At 60.0% G+C, this 16,439-nt stretch carries 13 protein-coding genes; 10 read left to right on the plus strand and 3 right to left on the minus strand.

All coding sequences use genetic code 11. From position 1 onward, the window contains the following. Nucleotides 1-175 precede the first annotated feature (175 nt). The 3 genes from PMI21_RS19195 to PMI21_RS19185 form a co-directional block, all read right to left on the minus strand. Nucleotides 176-2,077: a PhoX family protein gene (locus tag PMI21_RS19195; RefSeq protein WP_007936470.1), complete on the minus strand. Its 1,902-nt coding sequence runs from the start codon at nt 2,075-2,077 to the stop codon at nt 176-178. Between the two features lie 94 nt (nt 2,078-2,171). Beyond that, entirely contained in the window at nt 2,172-2,936 is a 765-nt protein-coding gene (locus PMI21_RS19190) for a TOBE domain-containing protein (protein WP_007936471.1), read from the minus strand. A 63-nt stretch (nt 2,937-2,999) separates the two neighbouring features. Continuing rightward, nucleotides 3,000-3,740 carry a ComF family protein gene (locus tag PMI21_RS19185; protein ID WP_007936474.1) on the minus strand — a complete coding sequence of 247 codons (741 nt, stop codon included), beginning with the start codon at nt 3,738-3,740 and terminating at the stop codon, nt 3,000-3,002. Between the two features lie 90 nt (nt 3,741-3,830). On the opposite strand from PMI21_RS19185, the gene bioB reads away from it, so the two are divergent. From bioB to PMI21_RS19135, 10 genes are all read left to right on the plus strand, one after another. Next, nucleotides 3,831-4,886 carry a biotin synthase BioB gene (gene bioB / locus PMI21_RS19180; RefSeq protein ID WP_007936476.1) on the plus strand — a complete coding sequence of 352 codons (1,056 nt, stop codon included), beginning with the start codon at nt 3,831-3,833 and terminating at the stop codon, nt 4,884-4,886. Nucleotides 4,887-5,026: 140 nt separating this feature from the next. After that, the gene (gene bioF / locus PMI21_RS19175; RefSeq protein WP_007936477.1) at nt 5,027-6,205 is read left to right on the plus strand and encodes an 8-amino-7-oxononanoate synthase; all 1,179 of its coding nucleotides are present in this window, start codon (nt 5,027-5,029) and stop codon (nt 6,203-6,205) included. Then, entirely contained in the window at nt 6,198-6,929 is a 732-nt protein-coding gene (locus tag PMI21_RS19170) for an alpha/beta fold hydrolase (RefSeq protein WP_007936478.1), read from the plus strand. The genes bioF and PMI21_RS19170 overlap by 8 nt, the downstream gene beginning before the upstream one ends. Beyond that, nucleotides 6,922-7,734: a malonyl-ACP O-methyltransferase BioC gene (gene bioC / locus PMI21_RS19165; RefSeq protein ID WP_007936479.1), complete on the plus strand. Its 813-nt coding sequence runs from the start codon at nt 6,922-6,924 to the stop codon at nt 7,732-7,734. The genes PMI21_RS19170 and bioC overlap by 8 nt, the downstream gene beginning before the upstream one ends. After that, nucleotides 7,731-8,411, plus strand: a complete 681-nt coding sequence (gene bioD / locus PMI21_RS19160) for a dethiobiotin synthase (protein WP_007936480.1) — start codon at nt 7,731-7,733, stop codon at nt 8,409-8,411. The genes bioC and bioD overlap by 4 nt, the downstream gene beginning before the upstream one ends. 120 nt (nt 8,412-8,531) lie before the next feature. Next, nucleotides 8,532-8,828 (plus strand): hypothetical protein, encoded by a 297-nt coding sequence (locus PMI21_RS19155; RefSeq protein WP_007936482.1) that lies wholly within the window; start codon nt 8,532-8,534, stop codon nt 8,826-8,828. 277 nt (nt 8,829-9,105) lie between these two features. Beyond that, nucleotides 9,106-10,911, plus strand: coding sequence for a phenylacyl-CoA dehydrogenase (locus PMI21_RS19150; RefSeq protein ID WP_007936490.1), 1,806 nt, complete (start codon nt 9,106-9,108; stop codon nt 10,909-10,911). Nucleotides 10,912-11,138: 227 nt separating this feature from the next. Then, nucleotides 11,139-12,428: a GGDEF domain-containing protein gene (locus PMI21_RS19145; RefSeq protein WP_033063903.1), complete on the plus strand. Its 1,290-nt coding sequence runs from the start codon at nt 11,139-11,141 to the stop codon at nt 12,426-12,428. Nucleotides 12,429-12,518: 90 nt separating this feature from the next. Next, nucleotides 12,519-14,315: an acyl-CoA dehydrogenase C-terminal domain-containing protein gene (locus PMI21_RS19140; RefSeq protein WP_007936494.1), complete on the plus strand. Its 1,797-nt coding sequence runs from the start codon at nt 12,519-12,521 to the stop codon at nt 14,313-14,315. Between the two features lie 185 nt (nt 14,316-14,500). Beyond that, nucleotides 14,501-16,279: an acyl-CoA dehydrogenase C-terminal domain-containing protein gene (locus tag PMI21_RS19135; protein ID WP_007936496.1), complete on the plus strand. Its 1,779-nt coding sequence runs from the start codon at nt 14,501-14,503 to the stop codon at nt 16,277-16,279. Nucleotides 16,280-16,439 lie beyond the last annotated feature (160 nt).

Here is a 16,439-nt window from a genome sequence, read left to right on the forward strand (position 1 = left end):
GCAGGCTGCCGCGTCCGGCCAAGCATGGTAGCGCAGACGGGGCTTCTTTAGGGGGATCGTTCCCACGCTCTGCGTGGGAATGCCTCACCGGACGCTCCGCGTCCGATTTTGGGACGCAGAGCGTCCCGGGCTACATTCCCACGCAGAGCGTGGGAACGATCATGGGGGGCGCTTATCAGGCGCCGACGATCCCGCCATCCTCGCGGGTAATCGCCATCACCGAAGACCGTGGCTTGCCATTGGGCAGATGCTCAGGAAACGTCGAACCGCCGTTTTCCCCTGGATGCTGAATCCCGACAAACAAGGTCTTCTGATCCGGCGAGAAGCTGATCCCCGTCACCTCACAACCTATCGGCCCGACCATGAAGCGGCGGATCTCGCCGGTCACCGGGTCGGCACAGAGCATCTGGTTATTGCCCATGCCCGCGAAGTCGCCCGCGTTGCTCGAGTCGCCGTCGGTCAGAATCCACAAGCGCCCGGCCTTGTCGAAGCCCAGGCCGTCCGGGCTGTTGAACATGTTCTGCGGGGTGATGTTCGAAGAGCCGGCCTTCGGCGTGCCGGCGTGGACGCCCGGGTTGCCGGCGACCACAAACAGGTCCCAGGCAAAGCTATTCGAACCGTGATCGTCGCGGTCGGTGCGCCAGCGCAGGATCTGCCCGTAGACATTCTTCGCGCGCGGGTTCGGGCCGCCCACCGGCTGGCCTTCTTCGCCACGTTTGGCATTGTTGGTCAGGGTGCAATAAACCTGGCCGTCCTTGGGGCTGACAACGATCCATTCCGGGCGGTCCATGCGCGTGGCGGTTACCACACTGGCTGCGAGGCGTGCATGAATCAGCACTTCGGCCTGATCGGCAAAACCGCTGCTGGCGTCGATGCCGTTCTTGCCGTGGGTCAGTTCGATCCACTGACCCTGGCCTTTGGGGTGATCGGCGTTGCCGTCGCCCGCGTCGAAACGCGCCACGTACAAGGTGCCGTGATCCAGCAGGTCGCGGTTGGCCTTGGGGTTCTTGTGGTTGATTTTGTCGCGGCTGACGAATTTATAGATGAACTCGCCACGTTCGTCGTCGCCCATATACACCACGGCGCGACCGTCACTGGTTTCAGCCAGGGCGGCATTTTCATGTTTGAAGCGGCCCAGCGCGGTGCGTTTGACCGGCGTCGATTGCGGATCGAACGGGTCGATTTCCACCACCCAGCCGTGGCGGTTGAGCTCGTTGGGGTTCTTCGCCAGGTCAAAGCGTTCATCGTGCTGGTGCCAGTTGATATCTTTACTGGCCGCCACTGCGCCATAGCGCTTCTGCGCGGCGTCGAATTTTTGCTCGGCATTGCTGCTGCCGAAGCAGTCGGTGAAGTTCTCTTCGCAGGTCAGATAAGTGCCCCACGGCGTCTTGCCGTTGGCGCAGTTCTGGAAGGTGCCGAGGACTTTCTTGCCATGTTTGTCGGCGCTGGTTTTCAGCAGCTCGTGACCGGCGGCCGGGCCGCTCAGGCTGATCGGCGCGTTACCGTGAATGCGCCGGTTGTAGCGCGAGCCTTGGACGAATTGCCATTGGCCGTTCTTGCGCTGCACTTCGATCACCGACACGCCTTCGCAGGCCAGGGCCTTGCGCACCTCTGCCGCCGATTGCGGCATGCCGCCGTGGGGATAGAGGTAGCGGTAATTGGTGTATTCGTTGTTGATCGCCATCAGCGCCCGGTCTTTGTCACCGGGAAACTCGAACAGGCTCATGCCGTCGTTGTTGTCGCCGAACTGGGCTTCCTGGTGCTCGGCCGTGCCGTTGCCGCTCGGGTCGAATGCCGGGCCATTTTTTTGCAGAGGCTGGCCCCAGCTGATCAGTACCGAGGATTTGTAGCCCGGCGGCAGGGTGATGGTATCGGTGGTGGCGGCGGCGATGCTGTCGAAGCCCAACAGTTTGCTGGAGCCGGCGCTGACGCTGGCGGCCAGCACGCTGCGACTCAGCAGGTTGCCACCGAGAAACATGGCCGCACCGCAGAGGGCGCCGGCGCTGATGAAGCCACGACGGCTGAGGCCGACCATTTTTTCGAGGTCGGTGGGTTGGTTGTCTTCTAATAGGCTCACATCAGGCTCCCTGCGGGTTTTTGCAGCCACCTTAATGGTGGTCGATGAAGCTTTTGTTGCAGCCGATGCATTGATCTTTGTAGCAGTGTTTGGGCTAGAGCGGCGTACCCAGCAGGATGTTCGAGGGCGCGAACTGCACCTGCACCGGTTTACCAGCGCCAAGCCCGAGGGTTTTCAGGTGCAGCGGCTCGGCCAGGGCGCAAAGTGTCTGGCCATTGGGCAGGCTGATGCGCACTTCGCTGGGGCCGTCTTCGGCGTCGAGGATTTCTTCGATGCTGCCCTTCAGGCAATTGTTACCGGATGTTGTGGTTTGATCGACGCTCAGCAGTTCCAGCCAACCGGCCTTGATCAGTGCGACCACTTCGGTGCCGTTTTCCAGTTCCAGGCGCAGGGTGCTGTCGTGAGTGATCTGCGCATCGATAAGCAAGCCTTCGGCCAGTTCAAGACGGATCCGGTCGTTGCGCCCTTGGGCATCGATCGCCACGACCTTGCCGTGCAGTTGATTGCGCGCGCTGGTTCTGAGCATCAGTCGACCGAGCAGGTCCAGGTCGCTGGCCTCTTCAGCAGCTTCCAGTACCTGGGCCTGCAACGCTTGCAGCTTTTGATACAGGCGCAACACGCGCTCACCTTCGCTGGACAGTTTGGCGCCGCCGCCGCCCTTGCCGCCAACGCTGCGCTCCACCAGCGGTTTCTGCGCGAGGTTGTTCAGCTCGTCGATGGCGTCCCACGCGGCCTTGTAACTTAGGCCAGCGCTTTTCGCGGCGCGGGTGATCGAGCCCTGTTCGGCGATGTGTTGCAGCAACGCGATGCGCTGCGGACGACGGACAATGTGCTGGGACAACAACGTAGGTAAGGACATGGCAAGGCGCTGTGGGCTGTGACGATGGGGAGGACGTTGGCGGCTTGGCGTGCGGGAGTCAAGTCAGGCCCCGTCGCCAGGTTTGGGGGTACGGGCCAGGCAGTAGACGTCGACCCGCGTTGCGCCCGCCGCCATCAACAGCCAGGCCAGGGCCTGTGCGGTGGCTCCGGTAGTCAGTACATCGTCCACCAGTGCGAAGTGACGGCCCTTGATCGAAGCCTCGGGCGCGAGGGCAAAGGCGTGGCGCAGGTTCTTTTTACGTGCATCGGCATTAAGGTCTTGTTGTGCACTGGTGTCCTGAGTCCTCAGCAACAGCGTCTCGTCGCAAGGAATGCCGAGGCCAGTGCTGAGCCAGCGGGCGAGCATTGCCGCCTGGTTGAAACCCCGCTGGCGCAGCCGCTTGGGGGCCAGCGGTACCGGTATCAGCGCGTCGGGCCGATCCAGATCTTCATCGAAGCGATGTTGCAGGAATTGAGCAAGAAGTTCAGCGAGCAGGCGGCCGAACGGCCACTTTGCGCTGTGCTTGAAGCGGGTGATCAAACTGTCGACGGGAAAGCTGTAAGTCCAGGGAGCGGCGACTCGCTCGAAGGCTGGCGGTTGTTTCAGGCATTGGCCGCACGTCAGGCCCGTGGCGGGCAAGGGCAGGGCGCAGGTTTGGCATTGGTCGCCCAGCCAGGGCAACTCGGTTTCGCAGGCCATGCAGATCGGTATGGTGTCGTCCGCGACCTCTGAGCAGAGCAAACAGGATTGTTTGTTTTTTAACCAGATGTAAACCGGTCCTTCGTATCGTGGTTGACAGTGCATGAGTCTTCCTTAAATATGCCGAACATCCGTGTCGCGTCTGTGGGTATTCCATTCCACAGCCGCTTGCCAAGCATAACCAAGGAATCGCCCATGAGCGCCAGCACCACTGCCACCCTGCGTCACGACTGGTCTTTGGCTGAAGTCAAAGCACTCTTCGTTCAGCCATTCAACGACCTGTTGTTCCAGGCGCAGACGGTGCACCGCGCGCATTTCGACGCCAATCGCGTCCAGGTTTCCACCCTGCTGTCGATCAAGACCGGCGCCTGCCCGGAAGATTGCAAATATTGTCCGCAGTCGGGCCACTACAACACTGGCCTGGAAAAAGAAAAACTGATGGAAGTGCAGAAGGTCCTCGAAGAGGCTGCTCGCGCCAAGGCCATCGGTTCGACCCGTTTCTGCATGGGCGCGGCGTGGAAACACCCGTCGGCCAAAGACATGCCTTACGTGCTGAAGATGGTCGAAGGCGTGAAGGCCATGGGCCTGGAAACCTGCATGACCCTCGGTCGCCTGGATCAGGAGCAGACCGAAGCGTTGGCCAAGGCCGGCCTCGACTACTACAACCACAACCTCGACACTTCGCCAGAGTTCTACGGCAGCATCATCACCACCCGCACTTACAGCGAGCGCCTGCAAACCCTGGCCTACGTGCGTGATTCGGGGATGAAGATCTGCTCCGGCGGCATTCTCGGCATGGGCGAGTCCCTCGACGACCGAGCCAACCTGCTGATCCAGTTGGCCAACCTGCCGGAGCATCCAGAATCGGTGCCGATCAACATGCTGGTGAAAGTCGCCGGCACGCCACTGGAAAATGCCGACGACGTCGATCCGTTCGACTTCATCCGCATGCTCGCGGTCGCACGCATCCTGATGCCGAAATCCCACGTGCGCCTGTCCGCCGGCCGCGAGGCAATGAACGAGCAGATGCAGGCCCTGGCGTTCTTTGCCGGCGCCAACTCGATTTTCTACGGCGAAAAACTGCTGACCACCGCCAACCCGCAGGCCGACAAGGACATGCAACTGTTCTCGCGTCTGGGCATCCTGCCGGAAGCCCGCGAAGAGCACGCCGACGAAGTGCATCAGGCCGCCATCGAACAGGCACTGGTGGAGCAGAAGAGCAGCGAGCAGTTCTATAACGCTGCTGTTTAACCACGTTCAGGCTTTTCTGTAGGAGCTGCCGAAGGCTGCGATCTTTTCTGGATCGACGCTGATAAGGGCAAGATCAAAAGATCGCAGCCTTCGGCAGCTCCTACAGATGTTCGTGCCTCTTTCCTACTCGCGAGGCCTGCATGTCTTTCGATCTCGCCGCACGCCTTGCTGCCCGTCGTGCCGAAAACCTTTATCGCCAGCGTCCGCTGCTCGAAAGCCCTCAAGGCCCGGAAGTGGTGGTCGATGGTCAGCCGTTGCTGGCGTTCTGTAACAACGATTACCTGGGCCTGGCCAATCACCCGCAAGTGATCGAAGCCTGGCGCGCCGGCGCGTCGCGTTGGGGCGTGGGCGGTGGTGCTTCGCATCTGGTGATCGGCCACAGCGGCCCGCATCACGCGCTGGAAGAAGCCCTCGCCGAATTCACCGGCCGCCCGCGCGCACTGCTGTTCACCACCGGCTACATGGCCAACCTCGGCGCGGTCACCGCATTGGTCGGGCAGGGCGATACGGTGCTGGAAGATCGTCTCAATCACGCGTCATTGCTGGATGCCGGTCTGCTGTCCGGTGCGCGTTTCAATCGCTATCTGCATAACGACGCGGCCAGTCTGGCCAAGCGCCTTGAGAAGGCTACCGGCAATACGCTGGTGGTCACCGACGGTGTGTTCAGCATGGACGGCGACATCGCCGACCTGCCGGCGCTGGCGCGGGAAGCCAAGGCCAAAGGTGCCTGGTTGATGGTCGATGACGCTCACGGTTTTGGTCCGCTGGGTGCCAATGGCGGCGGAATCGTCGAGCATTTCGGCCTGAGTCAGGAAGATGTGCCGGTACTGGTCGGCACTCTCGGTAAGGCGTTCGGTACGGCCGGTGCTTTTGTGGCTGGCAGTGAAGAGTTGATCGAGAGCCTGATCCAGTTCGCCCGCCCTTACATCTACACCACCAGCCAACCGCCGGCGCTGGCCTGCGCGACGCTGAAGAGCCTGGAATTGTTGCGCAGCGAACACTGGCGACGTGAGCATCTGAATACGTTGATTCGCCAGTTCCGCCAAGGCGCCGAGCAGATTGGCCTGGAGTTGATGGACAGCTTCACGCCGATCCAGCCGATCATGATTGGCGATGCCGGGCGCGCGGTCCGGTTGTCTCAGATGCTGCGTGAGCGTGGCCTGATGGTGACCGCGATCCGTCCACCGACCGTGCCCGCCGGCAGCGCCCGCTTGCGCGTAACCCTGACCGCCGCTCACAGCGAGGCGCAGGTACAGCTATTGTTAAATGGACTGGCCGATTGTTTTCAACAACTGGGACCGGAGCCAAGCCATGCGTGATCGTCTGATTCTGCTGCCGGGCTGGGGTCTCGGGATTTCGCCGCTGGAACCCTTGGCGGCTGCCTTGCAAGGCCTGGATGAGCACCTGCGCGTCGAGATCGAACCGTTGCCGGAGCTGGATTCGAGCGACCTTGAAGAATGGCTCGATGAGCTGGATTCAACGCTGCCCCAGGATGCCTGGCTCGGTGGCTGGTCATTGGGCGGCATGCTGGCGTCCGAATTGGCAGCGAGGCGTGGTGACCGTTGCTGCGGCTTGCTGACCCTGGCGAGTAACCCTTCTTTTGTTGCCCATGAGCAGTGGTCGAGCGCGATGCCCGGCGAAACCTTCGATGCGTTTCTGGCCGGTTGCAAAGCCGACCCAGGCATGACGTTGAAACGTTTCTCGCTGCTGTGCACTCAAGGTGCCGCAGACCCGCGCGGGCTATCGCGGCTGTTGCTCGCTGGCGCACCGCTTTCGTCTCCGTCGGTGCTGATGAGCGGCCTGGAGTTGCTCGCACAACTGGATACCCGGCAAGCGTTGCAAGCGTTTCGCGGCCCGCAATTGCATTTGTTTGGTGGCCTCGACGGATTGGTCCCGGCCGAAGCGGCAGGGGACTTGTTGGCGCTGCTGCCGGATGTCGAAATCGGTCTGATTGAACAGGCCAGCCACGCGTTTCTTCTGGAAGACCCCCACGGTGTGGCGGGGGCGATTCAGGCCTTTTTGCATGAGTCCGGTGATGACTGATTTGTCCCTTCCCAACCTGCCCGGCGGCTTACCCGATAAACGCCAGGTGGCGGCGTCCTTTTCCCGAGCGGCGGCGAGTTACGACAGCGTGGCTGAATTGCAACGCGATGTTGGCAGCGAGCTGTTACATCGGTTGCCGGAAGATTTTGTCCCGGCTCGATGGCTGGATATGGGCTGTGGAACCGGGTATTTCAGCCGTGCGCTCGGTGAGCGTTTTCCTGCCGGTGACGGGCTGGCCCTTGATATTGCAGAGGGGATGCTCAATCACGCCCGTCCCTTGGGCGGCGCCACCCATTTCATCGCCGGTGATGCCGAACGCTTGCCGTTGCAGGATTCGACCTGCGACCTGGTCTTCTCCAGCCTGGCGGTGCAATGGTGCGCGGATTTCGCCTCGGTGCTCAACGAAGCGTATCGGGTGCTGAAACCAGGCGGTATTTTTGCGTTTGCTAGTCTGTGTGTAGGCACGCTGTACGAATTGCGCGACAGCTGGCGTCAGGTGGATGGCATGGTGCACGTCAACCGCTTCCGCGAGTTCGGTGTTTACCAGCAGCTTTGCGCGGGCAGTGGCTTGAAGGTCATCAGCCTTGAAACACATCCACATGTATTGCATTACCCCGATGTCCGCAGCCTGACCCATGAGCTCAAGGCACTCGGGGCGCATAACCTGAACCCCGGTCGGCCGGGCGGTTTGACCGGCAGGGCGCGGATCCTCGGCTTGATCGAGGCTTACGAGCAGTTTCGTCAGGCACAGGGACTGCCGGCGACTTATCAAGTGGTTTACGCCGTTCTGGAGAAACCCTTATGAGCGCAGCCTATTTCATCACCGGTACTGACACCGATGTCGGCAAGACCACCGTCGCCGCAGGTTTACTGCATGCCGCGCGATTGTCAGGCTTGAGCACGGCTGCGGGTAAGCCCGTAGCCTCCGGGTGTGAGCTGACGCCCAAGGGATTACGCAATGCCGACGCACTGGCACTGCTGGCCGAATGCTCGATACCGTTGACCTACGATCAGGTCAATCCGGTCGCGTTCGAGCCGGCGATCGCACCGCATCTGGCGGCGCGGGAGGCTGGTGTGGCGTTGACCGTGCAATCGTTGTTGACGCCGATGCGGCAGATTCTTGATCTGCAGGCGGACTTCACTTTGATCGAAGGCGCTGGCGGCTGGCGAGTGCCGTTGGCGGATCAGGACAATCTGTCGGACCTGGCCATGGCGCTGGATCTGCCGGTGATCCTGGTGGTCGGCGTGCGCCTGGGCTGCATCAACCATGCGCTGCTGACGGCCGAGGCAATTGCTCGGGATGGTTTGCAGTTGGCAGGGTGGGTGGCCAACATCATCGATCCGAAAACCTCGCGCCTGGAAGAAAACCTCGCGACGCTGGCCGAACGCATTCCCGCGCCGTGCCTGGGGCGGGTGCCGAAACTCAAGTCGGTGACAGCCGAAGCGGTGGCGGAGCATCTACAGCTGGATCTGCTGGACTGAAGTTTCTGGCGTGGGTTTTACCTATGATAAGGCACAGTGCCATTAGTGTTTTTGTCGGGCCTTTTGGCGGCGTGTCTGGTTCAATGGCCGCTGTTGATCCTCTGTAGGACGAGTTCCCCAATGGAAATCTCAGGAAACACCGCTTTTTATGCCGGTCTGAGCACTATTCAGACAGGGCAGAACCGTGTCGATCAGGCTTCAGGGCAGATCGCCAACAACACCATCGAGCGTTCGGTCACCAGTCAGTCCTCCGAGGTTCAGGTCGATCGTCTGCGCTCGGTAGACCGTAGCCAGCAATCGGATCTGGCCAGCAATGTGGTCGAGATGTCCCAAGGCAAGTTCCAGGTGGAACTCGGTGTCAAAGTCGCCAAAGCCTCGGATGAAATGCTCGGTACGCTGATCGATACCTTCGCCTGATTCCTCGCTGAATCCGCTACCCCAACGCCGCGCTTGTTCGCGGCGTTTTTCTGCGTAAGTCCTTCTGCCTCAACTAATCTCTCCTACATGGCGTGTTGCTCAATCAACGGCGCTGCGCAACTGCGCGCCCGTGATTTCCATAGATCGAAGACGAACGGCAAAAGATCGGCGCTTGACAAGATTTGGGCGTAAACGTATGTTTCAAACAACTGTTTGACCGTCACAACAAATCATCACGGTCGTTCATTCCCGGTTACATCAGCAGAGGTTTATCGCTATGCCTGACTACAAGGCCCCCTTGCGTGATATTCGCTTCGTTCGTGACGAACTGCTCGGCTACGAAGCGCACTATCAGAGCCTTCCGGCTTGCCAGGACGCAACTCCGGACATGGTTGACGCCATTCTCGAAGAAGGCGCCAAGTTTTGTGAGCAGGTGCTGGCTCCGCTGAACCGCGTGGGTGACACTGAAGGTTGCACCTGGAGCGAGTCCGGCGTTAAAACCCCGACCGGTTTCAAAGAAGCCTACAAGCAATTCGTCGAAGGCGGCTGGCCAAGCCTGGCCCACGACGTAGAGCACGGCGGCCAGGGCCTGCCGGAGTCTCTGGGCCTGGCTGTCAGCGAAATGGTGGGTGAAGCCAACTGGTCGTGGGGCATGTACCCAGGCCTGTCCCATGGCGCGATGAACACTATTTCCGAGCACGGCACGCCTGAGCAGCAAGAGGCTTACCTGACCAAACTGGTCTCCGGCGAATGGACCGGCACCATGTGCCTGACCGAACCGCACTGCGGCACCGACCTGGGCATGCTGCGTACCAAGGCCGAGCCTCAGGCCGACGGCTCCTACAAAGTGTCCGGCACCAAGATCTTCATCTCCGCCGGCGAACACGACATGGCCGACAACATCGTCCACATCGTGCTGGCACGTCTGCCGGATGCACCGGCCGGCACCAAGGGCATCTCGCTGTTCATCGTGCCGAAATTCCTGCCGAACGCAGACGGCTCCATCGGCGCACGCAACGCTGTGAGCTGCGGTTCCCTGGAACACAAGATGGGCATCCACGGTAACGCCACCTGCGTGATGAACTTCGACGCAGCCACCGGTTACCTGATCGGCCCGGCGAACAAAGGCCTGAACTGCATGTTCACCTTTATGAACACCGCACGTCTGGGTACCGCGCTGCAAGGTCTCGCACACGCCGAGATCGGCTTCCAGGGTGGTTTGAAATACGCTCGCGATCGTTTGCAAATGCGCTCCCTGACTGGCCCGAAAGCACCAGACAAAGCCGCTGACCCGATCATCGTTCACCCTGACGTACGTCGCATGCTGTTGACTATGAAGGCCTTCGCCGAAGGCAACCGTGCGATGGTTTACTTCACCGCCAAGCAAGTCGACATCGTCAAATATGGCGTCGATGAAGAAGAGAAGAAGAAAGCCGACGCACTGCTGGCCTTCATGACGCCGATCGCCAAAGCCTTCATGACTGAAGTTGGTTTCGAATCCGCTAACCACGGCGTGCAGATCTACGGCGGCCACGGCTTCATCGCCGAGTGGGGCATGGAGCAGAACGTTCGCGACAGCCGCATTTCGATGCTGTACGAAGGCACCACCGGCATCCAGGCACTCGACCTGCTGGGCCGTAAAGTGCTGATGACTCAAGGCGAAGCACTCAAAGGCTTCACCAAGATCGTCCACAAGTTCTGCCAGAGCAACGAAGGCAATGACGCGGTCAAAGAGTTCGTCGAGCCATTGGCTGCGCTGAACAAAGAATGGGGCGAGCTGACCATGAAGGTCGGTATGGCGGCCATGAAAGACCGCGAAGAAGTCGGCGCGGCGTCGGTGGACTACCTGATGTACTCCGGTTACGCCTGCCTGGCCTACTTCTGGGCCGATATGGCGCGTCTGGCGGCCGAGAAACTGGCTGCCGGCACCACCGAAGAGGCGTTCTACACCGCCAAGCTGCAGACTGCGCGCTTCTACTTCCAGCGTATCCTGCCGCGTACCCGCACTCACGTTGCAACTATGCTGTCGGGTGCCAACAACCTGATGGACATGAAAGAAGAAGACTTCGCACTGGGTTACTAAGCCCTTCGCAGTCTCTTCACAAAAGCCGCTGCTTCTTCGGAGGCAGCGGCTTTTTTGTGCCCGGCGCTAATGACTGTACCGGTAAATATTCCCGACCAAAACGCTAAGAAAAACGACTTGGCTGCCGTTAAAGAGGCTGCAATGTGATGTGCGTCACATTACACGTGCTTAGCTGCGCCAAATGCAGGCACAATGCCATCTTTGTTTGCCGGGTCGGAGCTTTACCCTTGCCGCGTTCTTCCGCTGTACGTTTCAGCCATTTTTTGCCATCGCTGCTGTTGTTGCTCGCGGGGCTTGCGGCTGCCTACGTCAAGGATCTCAACGTCTTCTTCACTTCGCTGTTCAACGTGCTGCCTACTCTGGTGCTGTTGCTCGGCGGTGCGTATTGCGCGGTTTACCGACGTCAGCGTGAACTGTTTCTGATGGTCACGGTGTACATCGCCTATTTCCTGCTCGACACCCAGACTGACTACTACCGCGATTACGGCAAGGTTCGTGAAGACGCCGCGGTGGTGTTCCATCTGTGCTGTTTGTTGTTGCCATTGTTGTTTGGCTTGTTTGCCGCCTGGCAAGAGCGCACTCACCTGTTTCAGGACATGGTGGCGCGCTTCGCTGTGTTGCTGGCGTTCGGCAGTGTGGCGCTGGGGCTGGAGCAAAGTTACCCACAGGCGCTGTTGATGTGGCTGTCGGAAATTCGCTGGCCAGCGTTGCATGGTGCGTGGATGAGCCTGATTCAGTTGTCTTACCCGGTGTTCATCGCCTCGTTTCTGCTGTTGACCTGGCAATATTGGCGCAACCCAAGGCCCTTGCATGCTGCGCAGCTGGTGGGGCTGTTGGGATTGTTCTGGATGTTGCCAAAAACCTTCATCCTGCCCTTCACCCTCAACATCATGTGCAGCCAAGTGATGTTGATGATTGCCGCCGCGGTGGCCCATGAGGCCTATCAAATGGCATTCCGCGACGAACTCACCGGCCTGCCGGGGCGCCGCGCCCTGAACGAACGCATGCAACGACTGGGGCGCAATTACGTGCTGGCCATGAGCGACGTCGATCACTTCAAGAAATTCAACGATACCCACGGCCACGATGTCGGCGACCAAGTGTTGCGACTGGTCGCCAGCAAGCTGTCGAAAATCAGCGGTGGCGGTAGGGCATATCGCTACGGCGGTGAGGAATTTGCCTTGGTGTTCGCAGGCAAGACCCTCGAAGAGTGCATGCCGCACCTGGAAGTCATCCGTGAATCCATCGCTACCTACAACATCCAGCTGCGCAATCAGGACAGTCGTCCCCAGGATGATCAGCAAGGACGCCAGCGCCGCGCGGGTTCGGGCGCCTCGAGTGTTTCGGTTACCGTCAGCATCGGCGTCGCCGAACGGCTGGAACAACGCACCCCTGAAGAAGTGCTCAAATCCGCCGACCAGGCGCTCTACAGCGCCAAGGGCGCGGGGCGAAACTGTGTGATGGCATTCGGTCAGACCCGCCGTGGTGCGGTGCGTATGGACGCCGCTGCGGGTTGAGTGATGATGGCGCATTCAGCGTCTGGACTGTGATTGTGAGGCGTGGTGCACGGCAGTAGGTTTGAGCCATCTGCTGCCGGAGAAATGACCATGCCCGAGTACAAAGCTCCCCTGCGCGACATGCGCTTTCTGATCGATCACGTCTTTGATTTTCACAGCAACTACGCCGCGCTGGGGGCCACCGATGCCAGCCCGGACATGGTCAATGCGATCCTCGAAGAAGGCGCGAAATTCTGCGAGAACGTTCTCGCACCGCTGAACCGCAGCGGTGACGAAGAGGGCTGCCATTTCGACAATGGCGTGGTCACAACGCCTACAGGCTTCAAGCAAGCATTCGCACAATACGTGGAAGGCGGCTGGCATGGTCTGGCGGCGGATCCGGCTTACGGCGGTCAGGGCTTGCCAAGTTCCTTGGGGCTGGTCATCAGCGAAATGGTCGGCTCCAGCAACACGTCCTGGGGCATGTACCCCGGCCTGACCCACGGTGCGATGTCGGCCATCCATGCCCATGGCACTGAAGAACAGAAACAGACCTACCTGAGCAAGCTCACCGCTGGTCAATGGACCGGCACCATGTGCCTGACCGAAGCCCATTGCGGCACCGATCTGGGCATCATCAAGACCCGCGCCATGCCTCAGGCCGACGGCAGTTACGCGATCTCCGGCAGCAAAATATTCATCTCCGCCGGCGAACACGACATGAGTGACAACATCATTCACCTGGTGCTGGCCAAACTGCCGGACGCGCCAGCGGGGACCAAAGGGATTTCGCTGTTTATCGTGCCCAAATTCCTTCCCAATGCCGAGGGCGAGGCGGGCCAGCGCAACGGCGTTTCCTGCGGCTCGATCGAACACAAAATGGGCATCAAGGCCTCGGCCACCTGCGTGCTGAATTTCGATGACGCCAAGGGCTTCTTGATCGGTGAGCCGAACAAGGGCCTGAACTGCATGTTCACCATGATGAACCACGCGCGGCTCGGCACCGGCATGCAAGGTTTGTGTCTGGGGGAGGCGAGCTTCCAGGGCGCAATCAAATACGCCAACGACCGTTTGCAAATGCGCTCGCTGACCGGCCCGAAAGCCCCGGAAAAAACCGCCGACCCGATCATCGTTCATCCCGATGTGCGCAGGATGTTGCTGACCATGAAGGCCTTCAACGAGGGCAACCGGGCACTGACTTACTTCACCGCACAGTTGCTGGACGCTGCGCACCTGAGCCCGGATGAAACGGCGCGTCAGGACGCTGAGGATTTGCTGGCGTTCCTCACACCGATCTGCAAAGCCTTCATGACTGACACAGGATTGGAGGTGACCAACCTCGGCATGCAGGTGTTTGGCGGCCACGGTTTCATTCGTGAGTGGGGCATGGAGCAGTTGGTTCGCGACTGTCGGATCGCGCCGATCTACGAAGGCACCAACGGCATTCAGGCGCTGGATCTGCTTGGGCGCAAAGTCCTTGGCAGCCAGGGAAAACTGCTGCGCGGCTTCACCAAGATCGTCCACAAGTTCTGTGCGGCAAACGCTGAGCATCCGCAACTCGGCAGTTATGTGGCGCAACTCAACGGTCTGAATCAGCAGTGGGGCGAGTTGACTACCAGGATCGGCATGGCCGCGATGAAAAATCCGGACGAGGTCGGCGCCGCCTCGGTGGATTACCTGATGTACAGCGGCTACATCATCCTCGGCTACCTGTGGCTACGCATGGCGCTGGTAGCTCAGGCGCAGTTGGAGGCGGGCAGCGGTGATGCCGATTACTGCCGGAGCAAACTGGCGACCAACGAGTTTTACTTCAAGCGTTTGCTGCCGCGTACCGCCGCTCATCGGGCGGCCATCGAGGCGGGCAGTGATTGTCTGATGACGCTGCCGGCGGAGTTGTTTGCGCTTTAATCTTTCTAACCAGCCTAAAGAGCCCGCCTTGCTGCGGGCTTCTTTATGACAAATTAGCCAGTGACCAAAAATAACAAATTGGTCATGGGTTGACCCTATGTGTCGTAAAAGTTGTTGAGGTACACTCGGACACAGCGAAATCACTATTCCTACGAACCACCTGTTTAGATCTTGCGAGGTTTGCCATGGCTGACTACAAAGCGCCCCTGCGCGATATGCGCTTCGTCCTCAATGAAGTTTTCGAGGTCGCCAAACTCTGGGCCGAACTGCCTGCGCTCGCCGAGACCGTCGATGCTGAAACTGTCGAAGCCATTCTGGAAGAAGCTGGCAAGGTCACCAGCAAAAGCATCGCGCCCCTGAGCCGTGCGGCTGACGAAGAAGGTTGCCACTGGGCCGACGGTGCCGTCACCACCCCGGCCGGTTTCCCACAGGCGTATCAGACCTACGCTGAAGGCGGTTGGGTCGGTGTCGGTGGCGATCCGACCTATGGCGGCATGGGCATGCCCAAGGCTGTTTCGGCGCAGGTCGAAGAAATGGTCAACTCCGCCAGCCTGTCGTTCGGTCTGTACCCGATGCTGACCGCCGGCGCCTGCCTGTCGATCAATGCCCACGCCAGCGAAGAGCTGAAAGCCGCATACCTGCCGAACATGTACGCCGGGGTCTGGGCCGGTTCCATGTGCCTGACCGAGCCGCACGCCGGTACCGATCTGGGGATTATCCGCACCAAGGCCGAGCCTCAGGCCGACGGTTCCTACAAGGTCAGCGGCACCAAGATCTTCATCACCGGCGGCGAGCACGACCTGACCGAAAACATCATCCACCTGGTACTGGCCAAACTGCCGGACGCGCCAGCAGGACCGAAAGGTATTTCGCTGTTCCTGGTGCCGAAGTTCATGGTCAATGCCGATGGCAGCCTCGGTGCGCGCAACCCGGCGACCTGCGGTTCGATCGAACACAAGATGGGCATCCAGGCGTCCGCGACCTGTGTGATGAACTTCGACGAAGCCGTGGGTTACCTGGTCGGCGAGCCGAACAAAGGCCTGGCGGCGATGTTCACCATGATGAACTACGAGCGTCTGGGTGTCGGCATCCAGGGCCTGGCCTCGGGTGAGCGTTCCTACCAGAACGCCATTGAATACGCCCGCGACCGTCTGCAGAGCCGTTCGCCGACCGGCGCGCAAAACAAAGACAAAGTGGCTGACCCGATCATCGTCCACCCGGACGTGCGTCGTATGCTGCTGACCATGAAAGCCTCCAACGAAGGCGGCCGTGCATTTTCCACTTACGTGGCGATGCAGCTGGACACCGCCAAGTTCAGCGAAGACGCCACCACTCGCAAGCGTGCAGAAGATCTGGTTGCACTGTTGACGCCTGTGGCCAAGGCATTCCTGACCGACCTGGGGCTGGAAACCACGGTTCACGGCCAGCAGATTTTTGGCGGCCATGGCTACATCCGTGAGTGGGGCCAGGAGCAACTGGTTCGTGACGTGCGCATCACGCAGATCTACGAAGGCACCAACGGTATTCAGGCGCTGGACCTTGTCGGGCGCAAGATCGTCGGCAGCGGCGGGGCGTTCTACAAACTGTTCGCTGACGAGATTCGTCATTTCACCGCGACGGCCAGTGCTGATCTGGCGGAGTTCACCAAACCGCTGAACGATGCAGTGGACACCCTCGACGATCTGACCGCATGGCTGCTGGACCGGGCGAAAAACAACCCGAACGAAATCGGCGCTGCGTCGGTCGAATATCTACAAGCATTCGGTTACACAGCCTACGCCTACATGTGGGCACTGATGGCCAAGGCAGCCTTCGGCAAAGAAGCGCAGGACGATTTCTATGCGAGCAAACTCGGTACGGCGCGATTCTATTTCGCCCGTCTGCTGCCGCGTATTCACTCGTTGAGCGCGTCGGTAAAGGCGGGTAGCGAGTCGCTGTTCCTGCTGGATGCAGGACAGTTCTGACTCTGTAACGTCATGTAAGCATTCTCTTACATGACGTGCTGCTGTTTTCCCATATGCGCAAATTGGATCCAGAGCTAATCTACTTCACATGGACGTCGCGCAGGAAGCGCAAAGCAACAACACGGACACGTAGGATTCTGCCAGGACGGCGGAGTGAAAT

The organism is Pseudomonas sp. GM18 (assembly GCF_000282195.1).
GTDB lineage: Bacteria > Pseudomonadota > Gammaproteobacteria > Pseudomonadales > Pseudomonadaceae > Aquipseudomonas.